We start from the raw sequence: 16645 nt of genomic DNA on the forward strand, positions 1-16645 counted from the left end.
GCCTCAGGCGACGACCGACCGCCCGAGCACCGGGGTCACCGGTGTGGAGCCCGCGACCCCGAGCGTCGACTCGCGAGCGACGATCTCGTAGTCGGCGACGACCTGCTCGAACGGGCGGGAGCGCGGGGTGTCCGCGATCCGTGCGATGAGCAGGTCGACCGAGGTCCGGGCGATCTGCTCGCGTCCGGGCGCGACCGTCGAGAGGGTCGGCGACGAGTAGGCCGCGTCGTCGATGTCGTCGAAACCGATCACCGCGATCTGCTCGGGCACCGCGACGCGCCGGGCGTGCAGCGCGTGCAGGGCACCGAGCGCGAGCGCGTCGTTGAGCGCGAAGACCGCGTCGATCTCGACCCCCGAGTCGAGCAGGCGGTGCATGGCCTCCGCGCCCGTCGCGCGGTGCCAGAGGCCGGCCTCGCCCACGAGCGCCGGGTCGAGCGGGACCCCCGCGTCGGCCAGCGCCTCCTCGTACCCCTGGACGCGCAGCGCCGCGGAGCCCATCGACTCCCCCTCGTGCGCGCCGATCACGGCGATCCGGCGGCGGCCGAGGTCGAGGAGGTGCTGCGTCGCGGCGCGCGCCGCCTCGACGTTGTTCATCGTCACGTGGTCCGCGGGCCCGCCGAAGATGCGCTCGCCCAGGAGCACCATCGGGAAGTCGACCTCGAAGGACGCGCGGTCCTCCGGGCCGAGGCTCAGCGGCGAGAAGATCAGGCCGTCGGTGAGGTGGCGGCGCTGGCCCGAGAGCACCTCGAGCTCACGCTCGCGCACGGAGTTCGTCTGCTCGATGAGCACGGTGAGCCCGCGCGCGTCGGCGGCCTGGATCACGGAGTCGGCGAGCTCCGCGAAGTACGGCAGGCTCAGCTCGGGGACCGCGAGCCCGATCATCCCGGTGCGGCCCTGGCGCAGGTTCCGGGCCGAGATGTTGACCTGGTAGCCGAGCTCCTCGATCGCCTGCTCGACGCGCGCGCGCGTCGCCGGGCGGATGTACTGGTACCCGTTGACGACGTTCGAGACCGTCTTGATCGACACGCCCGCCCGTTCGGCGACGTCGTGCATCGTCGCCGTGCCGTTCCGCGTGCCACCCCGCTTCGACCCGTTCACGGCGCCCATCCTTGCACCGGTACCCACACCCGCATGGCGCCCTCGTCCCGGTTGGCCCAGCGGTGGTACGGCACCGCCCGCAGCCGCAGGGGCGCGAGCGGGGCGTCGGGGTCGCGCAGGTCGGCGTCGACGAGGCCGCCCCCACCGGCCGGGACCTCACCCACGCCCACCACGACGAGCATCCCCGCGGCGGCCGGCACGTGCACGCCGTCGGCCTCGATCGTCACGGGGGCCCCGATCGACGGGTCGGGCGGGCCGAGGTCGAGCCGTGTGCCGTGCGCGAGCCGCACGTCCTCGAGCGCGACGCCCGCGGGGAGGTCCGCCTGCTCGAGGCAGAAGACGACGGGTCCGCGGCGCAGCGCCACGCAGCCGCGCACCGCGTCGACACGGGGGTGCGCACGCACCGCCACAGGGGGCATCGCGAGGTCGAGCTCGATGCGGCGGGCACCGGGCGCAACACGCACGTAGCCCCCGGAGGCGTGCACGGCGGCGACGTCGACCGCGTGCTCGGCACCGTCGACCCGCAGCACCGCGCCACCCGGCAGCACCCACCCCGGGACGCGCAGCGCGAGCTCCCCGCCGAGCCCGCCGCCGAGGACGTCGACCGTCACCCTGCCGTCCCACGGGTAGCCGGTCGTGACCTGCAGCCGGGCGCCGTCGCCGTCGCCGTCGCCCTCGCCGTCGCCCTCGCCCTCGCCCTCGCCCGGCAGCGTGATCGTGCCCTCGGCGTAGAGGTGCAGCTGCACGCCACGCTCGTCGCGCGTCGCGACGTACGCGTGCAGCGACGCGACGAGACGCGCGAGGTTCGGCGGGCAGCACGCGCACGCGAACCACGGCAGCCGGGTCGACGCCGAGTACTCGCTCGACCCGTCGTGCCCCGTGCGGACCTGCAGCGGGTTGGAGTAGAAGAAGTGCCGGCCGTCGACCGACGTCGACGCCGCGACCGCGTTGTGCAGCGCGCGCTCCATCTCGTCGGCGTAGCGGCCCTCGCCCGTGAGCAGCAGCATGCGCCACGCCCACTGCACGCTGGCGATCGCGGCGCACGTCTCGGCGTACGCACGGTCGGGCGGCAGCTCGTACGCGTCCCCGAACGACTCGTCCTTGTGCCGGGCGCCGAGCCCGCCGGTGACGTACGCCTTGGTGTCCTGCGCGCTGTCCCAGAGCCGCACGAGCGCGCCGAGCAGCTCCTGGTCGCCGGTCTCCGCGACGAGGTCCGCGACCCCCGCGGCGAGGTACAGCTGGCGGACGGCGTGCCCGGTGGCCTCGGTGACAGCGCGCACCGGCGCGTGGTCCTGGTGGTACGCGGGCTCGAACGGTCCCGAGCCGAGCAGCCCGCTCCCCCGGGCGTCGACCATGCGCTGCGCCAGGTCGAGGTACGCGCGCTCGCCGGTGAGCCGGTAGAGCTCGACGAGCGCGGTCTCGACCTCGGGGTGCCCGCAGTACCCGTCGACGCCCCCCGGCCCGAACCGGCGCACGGCGTGGTCGGCGAAGCGGCGGGCGACGTCGAGCAGGTCGGTGCGCCCGGTCGTGCGCGTGCGGGCCACGGCCGCCTGGACGAGGTGCCCGAGCACGTAGAGCTCGTGCCCCCAGCGCAGGTCGGTCCAGCGCCGGTCGGTCCGGCGAGGGTCCCCGCCCGCCGGGGGCCCGGGGTGCGCGGCGCTGCCTGCCCGGGGCTCCTGGACGTGCGAGTCGAGGTAGCCGTCCTCGTCCTGCGCGGCGGCGAGCAGCTCGACGACGTCGCGCGTGAACCCTTCCCAGTCCTGCGCGTCGGGCCGGCGCCCGGCCTCCCACGCGATCGCCTCGAGCGACTTGTGCACGTCGGAGTCGGCGAAGCTGAAGCCGCGGTACGGGCCGTCGTGGCTCCCCACGACGCGCCGGAGGTTGTCGAGCGCACCGGACGTCTCGAGGTTCTCCACGAGGTGCGGAAGGGTCGCCGCGCGGTTCAGCGCCTGCCAGCGACCGAGCTCGCCCTCCTCGGACAGCCGGGTCGCGGCGAACGGGAGCGGCTGGAGCCGGACGTGGGGTGACGCGCCGGTCGCCGTGGGTCCGGCGGCGAGGCCCGGTCCGGCGCCGAGCGTGGGCCCGGCGGTCGGCGTCGGCCCCGCGCCCACGGCCGGCCCCGCGCCCGGCGCGGGCTCGACCGGGGGTGCTCCGGTCCTCGGGCGGCCCGGCGGGGCGGACGGCTGCGTCGCTGTCATGCGCGCCATGCTACAACGATGTAGAGCGGCATCGACGTGCAGGAACACGTCAGGCCCGGCGCGATGCCGGGCCTGACGGGGACTACAGCCGCCGCAGCGGCGACGTCACTTCTTGTTGCGGCGCTGGTGGCGCGTCTTGCGCAGAAGCTTGCGGTGCTTCTTCTTGGCCATCCGCTTGCGGCGCTTCTTGATGACGGAGCCCATGGGTCCTCACTTGCTTCCGGTGGGAGCGCATCGCGTCCCAGGTGGTCGTCCGATCGACGCGCGGCACGGTCGATGCTCATGAAGCCGAAACGCCCACGCACGGGAAAGTCCTCGCCTACCTTACGCGATCCGCGAGGCACGCGGCGACGAGCCCGCGTCCCGCGCCGGCCGACGGGCACCCGCAGCCTCCGCGCAGGGTCAGGACGTCAGGCGGTCCTGGTCGAGCGCCGCCGTGCGCAGGTAGTGGTCGAGCGCGTCCTGCGGGACCCGGAACGAGCGCCCGACGCGGACCGCCGGCATCTCGCCCGAGTGCAGGAGCCGGTACACGGTCATCTTCGACACGCGCATCACGTCGGCGACCTCCGCGACGGTCAGGAACCGCACGCGCGCTGGCTGGTCGCTCGACATCGCTCTTCTCGCTGTTCTCGTCGACGACGCGGGGACGTCGCCAGCACCGGCAGGGGACCGCCGACGGCCCGTGCGGGTCGCTGGCTCACCCTAGGCCGTCGTGCGCCCCGTGTGAAAGGGGAGGCGGGAGTGAAAAGTGGTGCCCGGGCTCAGTCGTGGTCGGGGTCGAGCCCGAGCAGCGGGAACACCGCCGTGCGGGTCGCCCGCACCGCCCGGTCCACGTCGTCCGACGGGTCGTAGCCCGCCGCCCACGGCCGGAACCGCGCGTCCTGGCCGTCCGTCATGCTGCCCGGGCCGCGCCTGCCGTACCGCGCCTCGACCTCGACCTGCCACGCCTCCGGGATGCGCGTCGTGGCCGGCACGGGGTGGTGCGACGCGATGCCGATGACGTTCGCCCACGCGCGCGGCACGACGTCGACCACCGCGTAGCCGCCGCCGCCGAGCGCGATCCACCGCCCGCCCGTGAGCTCGTGCGCCAGCTCGTGCAGCCGCTCGGCCGCGACCCGCTCCGCGTCGATGCTGACGTCGAGGTTCGTGATCGGGTCCTCGACGTGCGCGTCGCACCCGTGCTGGGTCACGAGGACCTCCGGCTCGAACGCGCGCACGACCGCGGGGACGATGCCGTCGATGGCCCGCAGCCAGCCGGCGTCGCTCGTGCGTGCGGGGAGCGCGACGTTGACGACGCTGCCCTGCGCGCCCGGCCCGCCGACCTCGCGCGGGTGCCCCGTGCCCGGGAACAGCGTGAAGCCGCTCTCGTGCACCGAGACGGTGAGCACCCGGGGGTCGTCCCAGAACACCTTCTGGACGCCGTCGCCGTGGTGCGCGTCGATGTCCACGTACGCGACCCGCTGGGCGCCCGCCGCGAGCAGCTGCCGGATCGCCACCGCGGCGTCGTTGTAGATGCAGAAGCCCGACGCCGCGCCCGGCATCGCGTGGTGCATGCCGCCGGTCAGGTTCACCGCGTGCAGCGCGCGACCCTCCCAGACCGCCAGCACCGCGTCGACGCTGCCCCCGACGATCCGCGCGGCGGCGTCGTGCATCCCGCGGAACACCGGGTCGTCGGTCGTGCCGAGGCCGCGCAGCGGGTCGCCCCGCCCGCCGTCCGACGCCGCGCGCACGGCGGTCACGTAGTCGTGCTCGTGGACGGTCTCCAGCACCTCGTCGCCCACCGGATCCGCCCCCACGACGCAGACGCCGGCGCCGTCACCGAGCAGCCCGAGCTCGTCCGCGAGCCGCATCGTGAGGTCCAGGCGCAGCGGGTTCATCGGGTGACCCTCCCCGAAGTCGTACGCCAGCAGCTCGGGGGACCACACGACCCGCACGTCCGCCATGCCCCCACGCTAGCCGTCCGGTGGCCGGGGGTCTCCCGGGCTCGACGCGCGCGGGCGGGCGACTGTCCGGATACTCGCAGCATGACGACGACCGAGACCGCCTCCCCCGGGCTGCGCCGGGCCGTGACGGGTCCGCTGCTGTTCCTCTTCATCCTGGGCGACGTCCTCGGCGCCGGGATCTACGCGCTCGTCGGGGAGATGGCCGGCACCGCGGGCGGCTTCGTGTGGCTCGCGTTCACGCTCGCGCTGGCCATGGCGCTGCTCACCGCGTTCTCCTACGCCGAGCTCGTGACCAAGTACCCGCGGGCGGGCGGCTCGGCGGTGTTCGCCGAGCGCGCGTACGGGAAGCCGTGGCTGTCGTTCCTCGTCGGGTTCGCGATGCTCGCGGCCGGCGTCGTCAGCGCGGCCGGGCTGTCGCTCGCGTTCGCCGGCGACTACCTCGCCGAGTTCCTCGACGTCCCGGCGGTGCCCGCCGCGATCGTCTTCCTGCTGCTCGTCGCGGCCCTCAACGCCCGCGGGATCAAGGAGTCGCTCGGGGCGAACGTCGTCATGACGGCGGTCGAGCTGAGCGGGCTGCTGCTCGTCGTGGTGCTCGGCGCGGTCCTGCTCGGGCGCGGCGAGGCGGACCTGAGCCGGATCACCGAAGCCCCCGAGGGCTCGGGCGCCGCCGCCGCGGTGCTGGGGAGCGCGCTCATCGCCTTCTACTCGTTCGTCGGCTTCGAGACCTCGGCCAACCTCGCCGAGGAGGTCCGCGACGTCTCGCGCGTGTACCCGAAGGCGCTGTTCGGCGCCCTGGCCACGGCGGGCGTCGTCTACGTGCTCGTCGGGCTCGTGGCACCCGCGGTCGTCGCCCCCGCCGAGCTCGCGGAGTCGAGCGGTCCGCTGCTCGAGGTCGTGCGCGCCGCGGGCGGCGTCCCCCCGACGCTGTTCGCCGTGATCGCGCTGGTCGCGGTCGCCAACGGGGCGCTGCTCACGATGATCATGGCGAGCCGCCTCGCGTTCGGGATGGCCGAGCAGGGCCTGCTGCCCTCGCCCCTCGCCCGGCTCCTGCCGGGGCGCCGGACCCCCGGCGTCGCGATCGTCGTGACGACCGTGGTCGCGATCCTGCTCGCGGTGACCGGCGAGCTCGTCGACCTCGCCTCGACCGTCGTGCTGCTCCTGCTCTTCGTGTTCCTCTCGACGAACGTCGCGGTCCTCGTGCTGCGCCGCGACGCGGTCGACCACCCGCACTTCCGCACACCCGTCGTCATCCCGGTGCTCGCGATCGTCTCGTGCCTCGTGCTGCTGACCCAGCAGGAGCTGCGGCACTGGCTGCTCGCGCTCGGGCTGCTCGCGGTCGGGCTGGTCCTGCACCTCGTGACCCGCGGGTCGTCGCACAGGTCCGCCTCCGCCGTGGAGCCGGCCGCGCGCCCCTGAGTCCCGCCCGGGGCCCGGCGTGCCTCATCGGGCACGCCGGAGTCGCGTCATGACGGCCGGGGACGCCTCTCTCCTCTGCTGACGGCACAGGGCGCAACGCCGCGTCCGGACCCGCCGTCACCGGGGGACGCCATGAACAGGCAGGAAACGGGGCCGACGACCTGGACGGGGCCTGCGCTCACGCCGCGGGAGCAGGCCGTGCTCGCCGAGCTGACCGAGGAGGTGACCGTCGAGGAGATCGCCGCGCGCCTGTGGGTGTCGCGCAACACCGTGAAGTCGCAGCTGCGCAGCGTCTACCGCAAGCTCGGCGTCTCGACGCGAGCGGAGGCGGTCGCCCGGGCACGGGACCTGCGGCTGCTCTGACGGCCTCCCGGCGTCAGCGCTCGCCGTCCCAGCCCTCGGGGTAGATGCTGCGGTCCTCCGCGCGGCGGTTGCGGCTCGGGAACCACCCGGCCGGGTACAGCTTGGGCAGGATCTTGGCGACCGCGAGCGCGCCGTACATGACGGTGTTGATCGTGACGAACGCCGCGAGGACCCGCAGCGGGCCCGACTGCAGCACCGATCCGCCCACGAGGTCCTGGGCGGCGACGACCGCCGACGCGTGCGCGAGCACCGTCAGGCCACCGTCACGTTCAGGGGCGCGGGCATGGGCGCGGGCGCGGGTGCGACGGTCGCGCTCACCCGCGGGTCGGGCACGGGCGCGCCGGCCGGGGCGGCGTGTTGGACGTGCTTCCAGCCCGCCTCGCGCCCGAGGGAGATGTCGAGGACGCCCTTGACGTAGACGAGGTCGAGGAACGCGTCGAACAGGAGCTCGGGGACCATGAGGACCGCGAGCAGCCGCGCCCGCCACCCGCCCTTCCAGACGGTCACGACGCGCTCGACGGCGAACAGCACGCCGAGGCCCATCCAGAACGGGAACCAGATCCAGCCGTCGCTCGAGAGCAGCATGAGCGCCATGAGCCCGAAGTAGCAGAACAGGGCGATGACGCCGTAGCCGATGCCGAGCTGCTGGGCCCAGTACCGGAACGTCTTGGGTGTCGTCCCGTACGCGCCGAGGTTCTCCAGCGCACCGCGCTGCCAGCGCAGCCGCTGCGCCCACAGGGTGCGCCACGACGGCATGACCTCGGTGACGACGGTGCACTGCTCGGGCGAGATCATGAGCGCACCGAGCGACTTGAGCGCGAGGGTGAGCTCGTTGTCCTCGGTGAGCGCCGCGGTGTCGTACACGTCGCCGCGCCGGCCGGGGAGCGCGCCGCCGCGGCTCTCCGCGACGGTGCGCAGCGCGAGCGGACGGAACAGCGACGCCGTCCCGGTCAGCACGAGGACGCGGCCGCGCCGCCGGCGCATCTCCCGGCCGTAGCGGATGTACTCGTTGCGCTGGAGCTGCCCGAGCATGCCGGAGCCCTCCTGGCCGTAGAACAGCCCGCCGACCGCGAGCAGCGCGCGGTCGCTCGTCAGGCGCGCGACGGCGACCTCGAGGAACCCGTCGTCGAGGCTCGTGTCGGCGTCCATGATCATGACGACGTCGTTGTCGCCCTGCCCGGGCAGCACCTGGCGCAGCGCCTGGTTGAGCGCCCCGGCCTTCTTCTTCGTGTTGCCGACCGACTCGATGACCTCGACGCCCGCGCGGCGCGCGATCTCGACCGTGCCGTCGGTGCAGTTGTCAGCGACGACGACGATCCGCTCGGGGCGGTGGGACTGCGTGAGGAGCGAGGCGATGGTCGCGGGCAGCGACGCCTCCTCGTTGTGCGCCGGGATCAGCACGGTGACGGTGACGGGCCCGGCCCACACGCCGCGCGTGCGCGCCATGACGAGCTTCGGCGCGAGGGGGTCGGTGCGGACGTCGGCGGAGCGGCGCGAGCGGTTCGCGATCCGCCGCTCGAGCAGCGCGACGCCGGCGGCGACGAGCACGGCGAACGCGACGGCGGCGACGAGCACGCGAACCGTCGGCACCTCGGTGGCGTAGACGACGCGCCAGAAGCCCAGGAGCGTCGCCTCGGCCGGGCGGTGGTCCTCGAGCGGGACCCCGGCGCCGACCGTGACCCAGAGCAGCGCGGCGGCGGACAGGGCGATCGTGAGGACGACGAGGCCGATGACGCGCTGGAGCCACGGGACGTCCGCGGGCGTGGCCGACGCGTCGTCGGGCCGGGCGGCCGGCGCGGGGAGGCCGTCGGGGAGGCGACCCGCCGTGACCGCTGCGACCGCCGCGCGGGCGTCGGGCCCGGTGCCGCAGTGGGCGCCGGGCGCGGGGTTGGCGTCGCCGCGGGGCGCGGGGCGCGCGTCGACCGCGGGGACGCGGAGGTCGACCCGGGGCGCGGCGTGCAGCACGTGCGCGCCGCGTGGCCGCGTCCGTGGTGCGTCGACCGGGTGGTCGACGACGCTCACGCCGCCCTGCTCGTCCATGATCACCGTCCGTCGCCGTGCCTGCCCCGCCCTGGGGCTGCTCCTCTCATCGGCAGGGGCACCGGTTATCTTGAACATTCAACCAAGTCATCGGGTGATGTGACTGCCGCCCCCGCCCGGCGGACGTCGTCGCGCGCGGCAATCACCGCCGGGCGTGCCAGAGTGGTGCCCGTCAGAGGTCCCGGCGTGCGCCAGAGACCGCGAGGTCGCGCCGCAGGTGCAGGAGGTGGGATGGCTCGGGGCCTCCCGGCAGCGTTCTGGTCCGGTCGCGAGATGGTCGACCGGCTGGCCCGTCAGTCCCCCGCGCGCCTCGCGATCGGCGTCTTCGCCTCCGTCGTCGCCGTCTTCGCGGGCCTGCTCTCGGCGCCGTGGGCCACCGCCTCGGGCGAGCGCGCGTCGTTCGTCGACGCGCTGTTCACCGCGACCTCGGCGGTGTGCGTGACCGGCCTCGTCGTCGTCCCGACCGGCACCTACTGGTCGACCGCGGGGCTCGTGACCATCCTCGTCGGCATCCAGATCGGCGCCCTCGGGGTCATGACGCTCGCGTCGATCCTCGGCCTCGCGGTGTCCCGCCGGATCGGGCTCACCCAGCGCCTGCTCGTGACCTCCGAGACGAAGACCACCCGCCTGGGCGAAGTCGGCTCGCTGCTCCGGACCGTCATCGTCACCTCGCTCGCGCTCGAGGGCGCGATCGCGGTGATCCTCGTGCCGCGGTTCCTCATGCTCGGCGAGAGCCTCGGGGACGCCATCTGGTACGGCGTCTTCTACGCGATCTCGGCGTTCAACAACGCGGGCTTCATCCCGACCGCCGAGGGCCTCGAGCCCTTCATCTCCGACTGGTGGGTGCTCCTGCCGATCATCGTCGGCGTCTTCGTCGGCTCCCTCGGCTTCCCCGTGCTGCTCAACATCGGCAGCCGCTGGCGGCGCCCGAGCACGTGGAACCTGCACTCCAAGCTGACGCTCACCACGAGCGCCGGCCTCGTCGTCGTCGGGTCCGTGCTCGTCGCGGCGTTCGAGTGGACCAACCCGGACACGTTCAAGCCGCTCGACTGGCCCGGGACCATCCTCGCGTCGCTGTTCGCGGGGGTCATGCCCCGGTCCGGCGGGTTCTCGACCGTCGACATCGGCGAGATGCACGAGGGCACCTGGCTGCTCAACGACGCGCTCATGTTCGTCGGCGGCGGCTCGGCCTCGACCGCGGGCGGCATCAAGGTCACGACGCTCGCGGTCATGCTCCTCGCGATCGTCGCCGAGGGGCGCGGCGACCGGGACGTCGAGGCGTACGGCCGGCGCATCCCGCGCGAGGCGCTGCAGGTCGCGATCGCGGTCTCGCTGGTCTCGGCGACGATCGTCCTCGTGGCGAGCCTGGTGCTCCTCGCGATCACCGGCCTCACGCTCGACCGGGTCCTGTTCGAGGTCATCTCGGCGTTCGCCACCGTGGGCCTGAGCACCGGCATCACCCCGGACCTGCCCGACGCCGGCAAGTACGTGCTCGTCGCACTCATGTTCATCGGCCGGACCGGCACGATGACGCTCGCCGCAGCCCTCGCGCTGCGGAGCCGTCGTCGGGTCATCCGGTACCCGGAAGAGAGGCCGATCATTGGTTGACGCACCGCAGCCCGGGGTTCGCTCCGCACCCGGCGGCAAGGAGCGCAAGCGCGACGCGGGCGTGCTCGTGATCGGCCTCGGCCGGTTCGGGTCCGCGATCGCCGCGACGCTCGAGCGCCTCGGGCAGGACGTGCTCGCCGTCGAGCGCGACCCCCAGCTCGTCGCGCAGTGGGCGGGCCGCGTCCCGCTCGTCGAGGCCGACTGCACCAACCCCGAGGCGCTCGAGCAGCTCGGCGCGCGCGACTTCCCCGTCGCCGTCGTCGGCGTCGGGTCCTACCTCGAGGCCTCGGTGCTCATCACCGGCAACCTCGTCGACCTCGGCACGCCGCAGATCTGGGCGAAGGCGATCAGCGCCGAGCACGCGCGCATCCTGCAGCGCATCGGGGCGCACCACGTCGTCCTCCCCGAGGCGGACGCCGGGTCCCGCGTCGCGCACCTCGTCTCCGGCAAGCTGCTCGACTACATCGAGGTCGAGGACGGGTTCACCGTCGTCAAGATGCGCCCGCCGCGCGAGACCCAGGGGTTCACGATCGCGCAGTCGAAGATCCGCGAGCGCTACGGCGTCACGGTCATCGGGGTCAAGAGCCCGGGCGTCGAGTTCGTGTACGCCGAGCCGGACACGCGGATCTCCGCGAACGACCTCATCATCGTCTCGGGCCACGCCGAGCTGCTCGAACGCTTCGCGTCGCGGCCCTGACCCGCGGCTCGCAGCAGCGCCCCCGGACCTCGGTCGAGGTCGGGGGCGCTGCCCGTCCGTGGGCTGCTCGTCCGGGCGCGCTGTCGGCCCGGGGGCCTGCGCGTCCACGGGCGTCCCGGACGGACGTCAAGAGCGCCAGACGACCGCGCTCTCGTCGAAGTCGCCGTACGAGCACCCGACGGCCTGCCCGTAGTCGTTGACGGCGGTGAGCACCTCGACGCGCCCCTGCTGGCTCAGCGGGACGACCCGCGTCGGGCCGGAGCCGTCACGCACGAAGCCCTGCTGCGTGGACCCGTCGAGCGCGAGCGAGCCGACAATGCGGCCGTACTTGTTCACGTCGACCGCACCGGCGATGGCCGTGCCCACCGGGTCGAGGGACTCGGCGCGGTCCGGGCGCGTCCAGCGCGCCGCGTGCATGCGACCGCTGCCCGACGCGTCGTAGGAGTACCCGACGACCTGGCCGTTGTCGTTGATGTCGTCCGCCAGCGCGCCCGCACCGGCCGCGAGCGGCGCGAGGCGGGTCATGCTGCCGTCGCGGTTCCAGCGCACCGCGACCTGCACGCCGTCCTCGAAGACGTAGCCGACGACCTGGCCGCGGTCGTTGAGCCCGTTGGCCCCGGCCGTCACGCCCGGCGCGGACAGCACCGTCACGACGCCGTCGCGGGTGCGGAGGAACGCGCGGGACGTCCCGCCCAGCTGGGAGGAGGTGCCGACGACGTCGCCGCGCTCGTTGATCGCCGTGACGAACACGTAGGTGTCCTCGGGGTCCACGGGCGTCAGCAGGACCGTCTCGGTGCCGTTCCAGACCGCCGTCTGCCCGTCGACGGCGCCGACGACGTGGCCACGGTTGTTGATGAGCGACGCGGACGTGAGGCCCCCGGGGAGGGGCTCGGTGCGACCGTTGCGGTGGAGCGACGTCCGGAGCACGATCGTGCCGCGCTCGTTGATGTCGGTCGCGCACTCCGCGACCCCGAGCTGCGTGGTGCGGCCCTTGGCGTAGGCCGACGCCGGCGCCGCCATCCCCGTGACCAGTACCGCGGCCGCGCACGCAGCGACGGTGACGGACATGAGAGTTCCACGCTTGTTCACTGATCTACCCCCTGAGACGACCCGTCCGGGGCCCGTCGTCGAGCCCTGCCGCGTTCCGGTGCCGCCGGTGTTCATGGTGCGTCACGGGTGTTTCGGACGCAACGGTCGAAGCCCCGGATACCCGACAGTTCACCCGCTCGCCGCACCCCCGGCGCACCGACGCGCGCCGGCGCGCACCGACGCCGCCGGACCACGCACGCGCACCGGGCCCCGGGTCGTGGATCGACCCGGGGCCCGGTGCGTCACCGCGGCGCCGGTGGCGGCACTCAGCCGCGCGGCCTCGGCTTCGCCTCGACCGTGAGCGTCGCCGCGCCCTCGGAGGGAGCGACGGTCGACGTGCCGCCGTAGCGTGCCGTCACGGTGTGCGTCCCCGCCGGGAGGTCGGCCGGCAGCGTGAACCGGGCGCGGCCCTTGTCGAGGGCGGCCTCGCCGACGACGCGGTCACCCACGAGCAGGGTGACCCTGCCCTGACCCGGCGTCGTCGAGCTCGGGCCGTCCTGTGCCCGGACGGTGACCGTGGCCTTCGACTCCTTGCCGGCCTTGACCTTCGCCGGCGCGAGCTGGACCGCCGTCGTCGACGGGACCTTCTCGCCGCCCGGCGCGAGCCGGATCACCGTGACCGAGTGCGCGGGCGCGTCGTAGGTGAACGCGTTGCCGAGCCGCTCCGAGGTGCGGGTGACCGGCACGACGTTCTCCGGGTCCGCCATGGTGTTCGTCGCGGTGAGCGACTCGGCCGTGAGCTCGGTGATCGTCCCGGTCTCGGCGACCGGTGCGCCCTCGACGGTGACGTCCGTGCGGATCGTCTCGGCGGAGGAGTTCACGAGCTTGACGATCGTGTCGCCGGTCTCGCGGTCGCGTGTGACGACCTGGTGGACGTCCTCGTCGCTCGTGGTGTCGGTGAACTCGGTGACGAGCTCGCCGTCGAGGTACGCCTTGACCGTGCGACCGGTGACCTCGATCTTGACGCGGTAGGTGCGGCCGGTCTCGATCGTCGTGGTGCTCCCGGTGACCTCGGTCGCGCCGCCGCCGGTGGCCTGCTGGATCGCCGAGCGGGTGTTGTTCCACCCGCCGAGGTTCCACCAGTAGTAGCTGCCGGTGTCCTGGACGCCGAACATCACGAGGAAGCCTTCGCTGCCGGAGATCTTCCGGGCGTCGACCTCGTACGTGTAGTTGCTCCAGCCGGCCGCGGGGCCGGTCGTGCGGGCGTCCTCGACGGCGCCGTCGGACTGCACGTACTCGCCGCCGGTCACCGCCCACTGCCCGCCCGTGGCGGTCCAGCCGTCGGCCGTGCCGTCCGCGAAGTCCTCCGCGAGGAGCACCTCGCCGGTGTCGTTCGAGGTGACCCGGACGTCGTCGTACGCCGCCTGGGTGCGCCACGTGGACAGGCCGACGCCGCCGGTGACGTCCGGCGCGGCCTCGCCGCCGGCGCCGGTCAGCGTGCTCGCGAGCACCTCGTCGCCCTGGTTCGTGGCGAAGAGCTTCTGCACGTAGTAGTTCGCGGATCCGTACGCCCGGGCGTTGTCGAACCAGATCGCGTCCGGCGCCCACTGCACGTAGTCCTGGTTGGCGAGCAGCGGCGCGTAGGACGCGAGCTCGATGACGTCGGAGTTGCGCTCGATGCCCGTCATGAAGGCGGCCTCGGCGAGCGCGTTGCCGAACGTGTTGCCGCGCGAGGCGTACTCGCCGATGAAGACCTTCGGGCCGGTGCGGTCGTAGTCGTCGTAGCGGTGCGTGTTCGCGAGGAACCAGTCCGGGGAGTTGTAGTAGTGCTCGTCGACGAGGTCGGCGCCCTGGTCGCGGGCGAAGTCCCAGAGCTCGTCGAACCAGGCGCCCGCGGACGTCTGACCCGAGTTCGAGATGATCTTGACGTCCGGGTACGCGGCGCGGATGGCCTCGTGGAACTGCGGGTAGTTCGTCAGGAACTCGCGCTGGACCTCCTCGTTGCCAAGGCCGATGTACTCGAGCCCGAACGGCTCGGGGTGGCCGAGCGACGCGCGGACGGCGCCCCACTCGGTCGTGACGTCGCCGTTGGCGAACTCGATGAGGTCGAGCGTGTCGTCGATCCACTCCTGCAGCGCGACGGGGTCCGTCAGCGGCGGCGGGCCACCGCAGCCGTTGACGCCGACCGAGACGACGGGCAGCGGCTCGGCGCCGAGGTCCTCGGCGAGCTGGAAGTACTCGAGGTAGCCGAGGCCGTACGACTGGTTGTAGCCCCAGAAGTTGTAGTTGGTCGGGCGCTCCTCGAGCGGGCCGATCGTCTCCTTCCAGCGGTACGTGCGCTTGCGGTCGTAGCTCGGCGCCTCGTACGGGTCGAACGTGCCGACGTTCGTGACGCAGCCGCCGGGGAACCGCACGAACTGCGGGTCCATCTCCTCGATCAGGAGAGCGAGGTCCTTGCGGAGGCCGTTCTCGCGGCCCTTGTACGTGTCGGTCGGGAACAGCGACACCATGTCGAGGCGGACGGTCCCGCTGCCGTCGGCCAGGACGACGAGGCGGCCCGAGGTCGTGGTGCCGGTCGCCGCGATCTGGCCGGTGACCTTGGTCCACTCGTCGCTCGCCGCGGTCACGGTGGTCTCGCCCAGGACCTGGGTGCCGTCCGCGGACTCGACGCGCACGGTCAGCGGGCGGTCGTGGTCGGCGGTGCGGCGCACGAACGCCGAGAAGCGGTACGTCGCGCCGGCCTCGACGAACACGCCCGTGTTGTACCCGAGGTTGCGGATGCCGACCCCTGCGCCGGCACCCGCTCCGTTCGAGTCGAGGTCGAGCCGCAGGTAGGTGCGGTTGTTCTCGTTGAGGCGCTCGTCGTCGTCCACGGCCTGGACGGTGCCCGTGGCGCCGCCGCGCTCGACCTCCTCCCACGACGTGAGCGGGGTGTAGGACGCGTTGTCCGCGGTCGAGTACTCGAACGACCGGTTCTGCACGAGCTCGGCGTAGAGCCCGCCGTCGGCCGCGCGGTTGATGTCCTCGTAGAAGATCCCGTACAGGTCGTCGCTCATGTCGACGGTCGGTCCCGACGCGTCGACCGCGATCGTCGCGTGCTCGGCGCGCACGCCCTCGAGCGTGAGCCGCACGGCCTCGTCACGCGGGCCGACGACGAGCGCGCCGCCGTCCGCGACCCCCGCGAAGCCGCCGCCCTCGCCGAGCACCTCGAGCACGAGGCGTGAGCCGCCGGCGTCGACGAACCGCAGGTCGGCGGGGTCCTGGCCGGGGTCCCCGAGCACGAGCGCCTCGTCGGCCACGACGACCGGACGGTCGCCCGCGGCGAGGTGGACCGCGCCCTCGGCGCCTTCGTCGACGGGGGTCACGGTGAGCGCGACCGTCGAGTCGGGCCGCGTGGACCCGAGCTCGAGCGCGCGTGCGTCGTCGTCGGTCGCGACCGTCAGGTGGCGGAGCTCGTCGCCCGGGCCGTGCAGGGTCACGTCGCCCGTCGGCACGAACGGCTGCCCCTCGGCGGCGTCGAGCGCGAACCAGTCGAACACCGCCTCGTGCGCGACGCCGGCCTGCGACGCGAGCGCGTAGACGCCGACCTGCGTGACGTCGAAGCCGACGGTGACCTCGGCCGCGGTCGCCCAGGCGCCGTCGGCCCAGTAGCTCGTGGTGATCGTGTCGCCCGTGCGCTGGAGCCGGAGCACCTCCGACGTCGAGCCCGGCCGGGCCGTGAACGTCGAGCCGTACGTGGCGGCGGTCTCGACGCCGTTCTCGATCACGACGGGCCCGCCCTCGGCGAACGAGACGTGCGCGAGGCCGGCGCGGACGTAGTTGTCCATGTCGCGCCACGCGATGAGGCCGGCGCCCTGGAAGTCGGCGGTGACGGGTGCGGTGACCTGCGTGACCGCGGTGAAGTCCCCGACGGGGACGTCGACGAGCACGACGTTGCGCGCCGTGTTCGTCGTCTGCCAGGTGTCCCCGGCGAGCGACGTGAGGGTGAGGTTGCCGGGGTTCGCGGTCAGGGACAGGTTGGCGGGCGTCTCGTTGACCACCGACCAGGCGTCGCCGAGGGTGGCGGCGTCGAACTCCTCGACCCAGGCACCCTCCGGGACGGTTCCGGGCGGTGGGGCGGCGGACGCGACGCCCGTCACGGACGGCAGGGCGACGAGCCCGAGCGTCCCGACGAGCCCGAGGGCGGCGACCCGCGCCGGGAGGCGCAGGCGTGCTGACGGAGCCGTCATGGGCTTCTCCTTTTCTACGACGTT

The 16645-nt window shown here is 73.6% G+C and carries 13 protein-coding genes; 4 read left to right on the forward strand and 9 right to left on the reverse strand.

Annotation, left to right across the window (positions count from 1 at the left end; all coding sequences use genetic code 11):
- Positions 1-3 precede the first annotated feature (3 nt).
- From ACWFNE_RS05880 to ACWFNE_RS05900, 5 genes are all read right to left on the reverse strand, one after another.
- Positions 4-1053 (reverse strand): LacI family DNA-binding transcriptional regulator, encoded by a 1050-nt coding sequence (locus ACWFNE_RS05880; RefSeq protein WP_452121572.1) that lies wholly within the window; start codon positions 1051-1053, stop codon positions 4-6.
- 41 nt (positions 1054-1094) lie between these two features.
- Positions 1095-3296, reverse strand: a complete 2202-nt coding sequence (locus ACWFNE_RS05885; protein ID WP_452121495.1) for a beta-L-arabinofuranosidase domain-containing protein — start codon at positions 3294-3296, stop codon at positions 1095-1097.
- Between the two features lie 105 nt (positions 3297-3401).
- Positions 3402-3500: a 30S ribosomal protein bS22 gene (locus tag ACWFNE_RS05890; protein ID WP_003792170.1), complete on the reverse strand. Its 99-nt coding sequence runs from the start codon at positions 3498-3500 to the stop codon at positions 3402-3404.
- Positions 3501-3698: 198 nt separating this feature from the next.
- Positions 3699-3908, reverse strand: a complete 210-nt coding sequence (locus ACWFNE_RS05895) for a helix-turn-helix domain-containing protein (protein ID WP_412870906.1) — start codon at positions 3906-3908, stop codon at positions 3699-3701.
- A 149-nt stretch (positions 3909-4057) separates the two neighbouring features.
- Positions 4058-5239 (reverse strand): acetoin utilization protein AcuC, encoded by a 1182-nt coding sequence (locus ACWFNE_RS05900; RefSeq protein ID WP_452121496.1) that lies wholly within the window; start codon positions 5237-5239, stop codon positions 4058-4060.
- Between the two features lie 81 nt (positions 5240-5320).
- On the opposite strand from ACWFNE_RS05900, the gene ACWFNE_RS05905 reads away from it, so the two are divergent.
- Together ACWFNE_RS05905 and ACWFNE_RS05910 are read left to right on the forward strand one after the other, a co-directional pair.
- Complete coding sequence (locus ACWFNE_RS05905; RefSeq protein ID WP_452121497.1) at positions 5321-6655, forward strand: APC family permease; 1335 nt, start codon at positions 5321-5323, stop codon at positions 6653-6655.
- 132 nt (positions 6656-6787) lie between these two features.
- Entirely contained in the window at positions 6788-7018 is a 231-nt protein-coding gene (locus ACWFNE_RS05910; protein ID WP_452121498.1) for a response regulator transcription factor, read from the forward strand.
- A gap of 13 nt (positions 7019-7031) precedes the next feature.
- Here the strand turns inward: ACWFNE_RS05910 and ACWFNE_RS05915 are convergent, their stop codons facing one another.
- Both ACWFNE_RS05915 and ACWFNE_RS05920 read right to left on the reverse strand, forming a co-directional pair.
- Positions 7032-7268, reverse strand: coding sequence for a hypothetical protein (locus ACWFNE_RS05915; protein ID WP_452121499.1), 237 nt, complete (start codon positions 7266-7268; stop codon positions 7032-7034).
- A gap of 2 nt (positions 7269-7270) precedes the next feature.
- Positions 7271-9058, reverse strand: coding sequence for a glycosyltransferase (locus ACWFNE_RS05920; protein WP_452121500.1), 1788 nt, complete (start codon positions 9056-9058; stop codon positions 7271-7273).
- 231 nt (positions 9059-9289) lie between these two features.
- On the opposite strand from ACWFNE_RS05920, the gene ACWFNE_RS05925 reads away from it, so the two are divergent.
- Together ACWFNE_RS05925 and ACWFNE_RS05930 are read left to right on the forward strand one after the other, a co-directional pair.
- Complete coding sequence (locus tag ACWFNE_RS05925; RefSeq protein WP_452121501.1) at positions 9290-10666, forward strand: TrkH family potassium uptake protein; 1377 nt, start codon at positions 9290-9292, stop codon at positions 10664-10666.
- Positions 10659-11363 carry a potassium channel family protein gene (locus tag ACWFNE_RS05930; protein ID WP_452121502.1) on the forward strand — a complete coding sequence of 235 codons (705 nt, stop codon included), beginning with the start codon at positions 10659-10661 and terminating at the stop codon, positions 11361-11363. The genes ACWFNE_RS05925 and ACWFNE_RS05930 overlap by 8 nt, the downstream gene beginning before the upstream one ends.
- 126 nt (positions 11364-11489) lie before the next feature.
- Here ACWFNE_RS05930 and ACWFNE_RS05935 read toward each other — a convergent pair whose 3' ends face one another.
- Together ACWFNE_RS05935 and ACWFNE_RS05940 are read right to left on the reverse strand one after the other, a co-directional pair.
- Positions 11490-12431, reverse strand: a complete 942-nt coding sequence (locus tag ACWFNE_RS05935; protein WP_452121503.1) for a hypothetical protein — start codon at positions 12429-12431, stop codon at positions 11490-11492.
- 287 nt (positions 12432-12718) lie between these two features.
- Positions 12719-16621 (reverse strand): alpha-L-arabinofuranosidase C-terminal domain-containing protein, encoded by a 3903-nt coding sequence (locus tag ACWFNE_RS05940; protein WP_452121504.1) that lies wholly within the window; start codon positions 16619-16621, stop codon positions 12719-12721.
- Positions 16622-16645: the final 24 nt, after the last annotated feature.

Source organism: Cellulomonas sp. NPDC055163, from assembly GCF_053607065.1.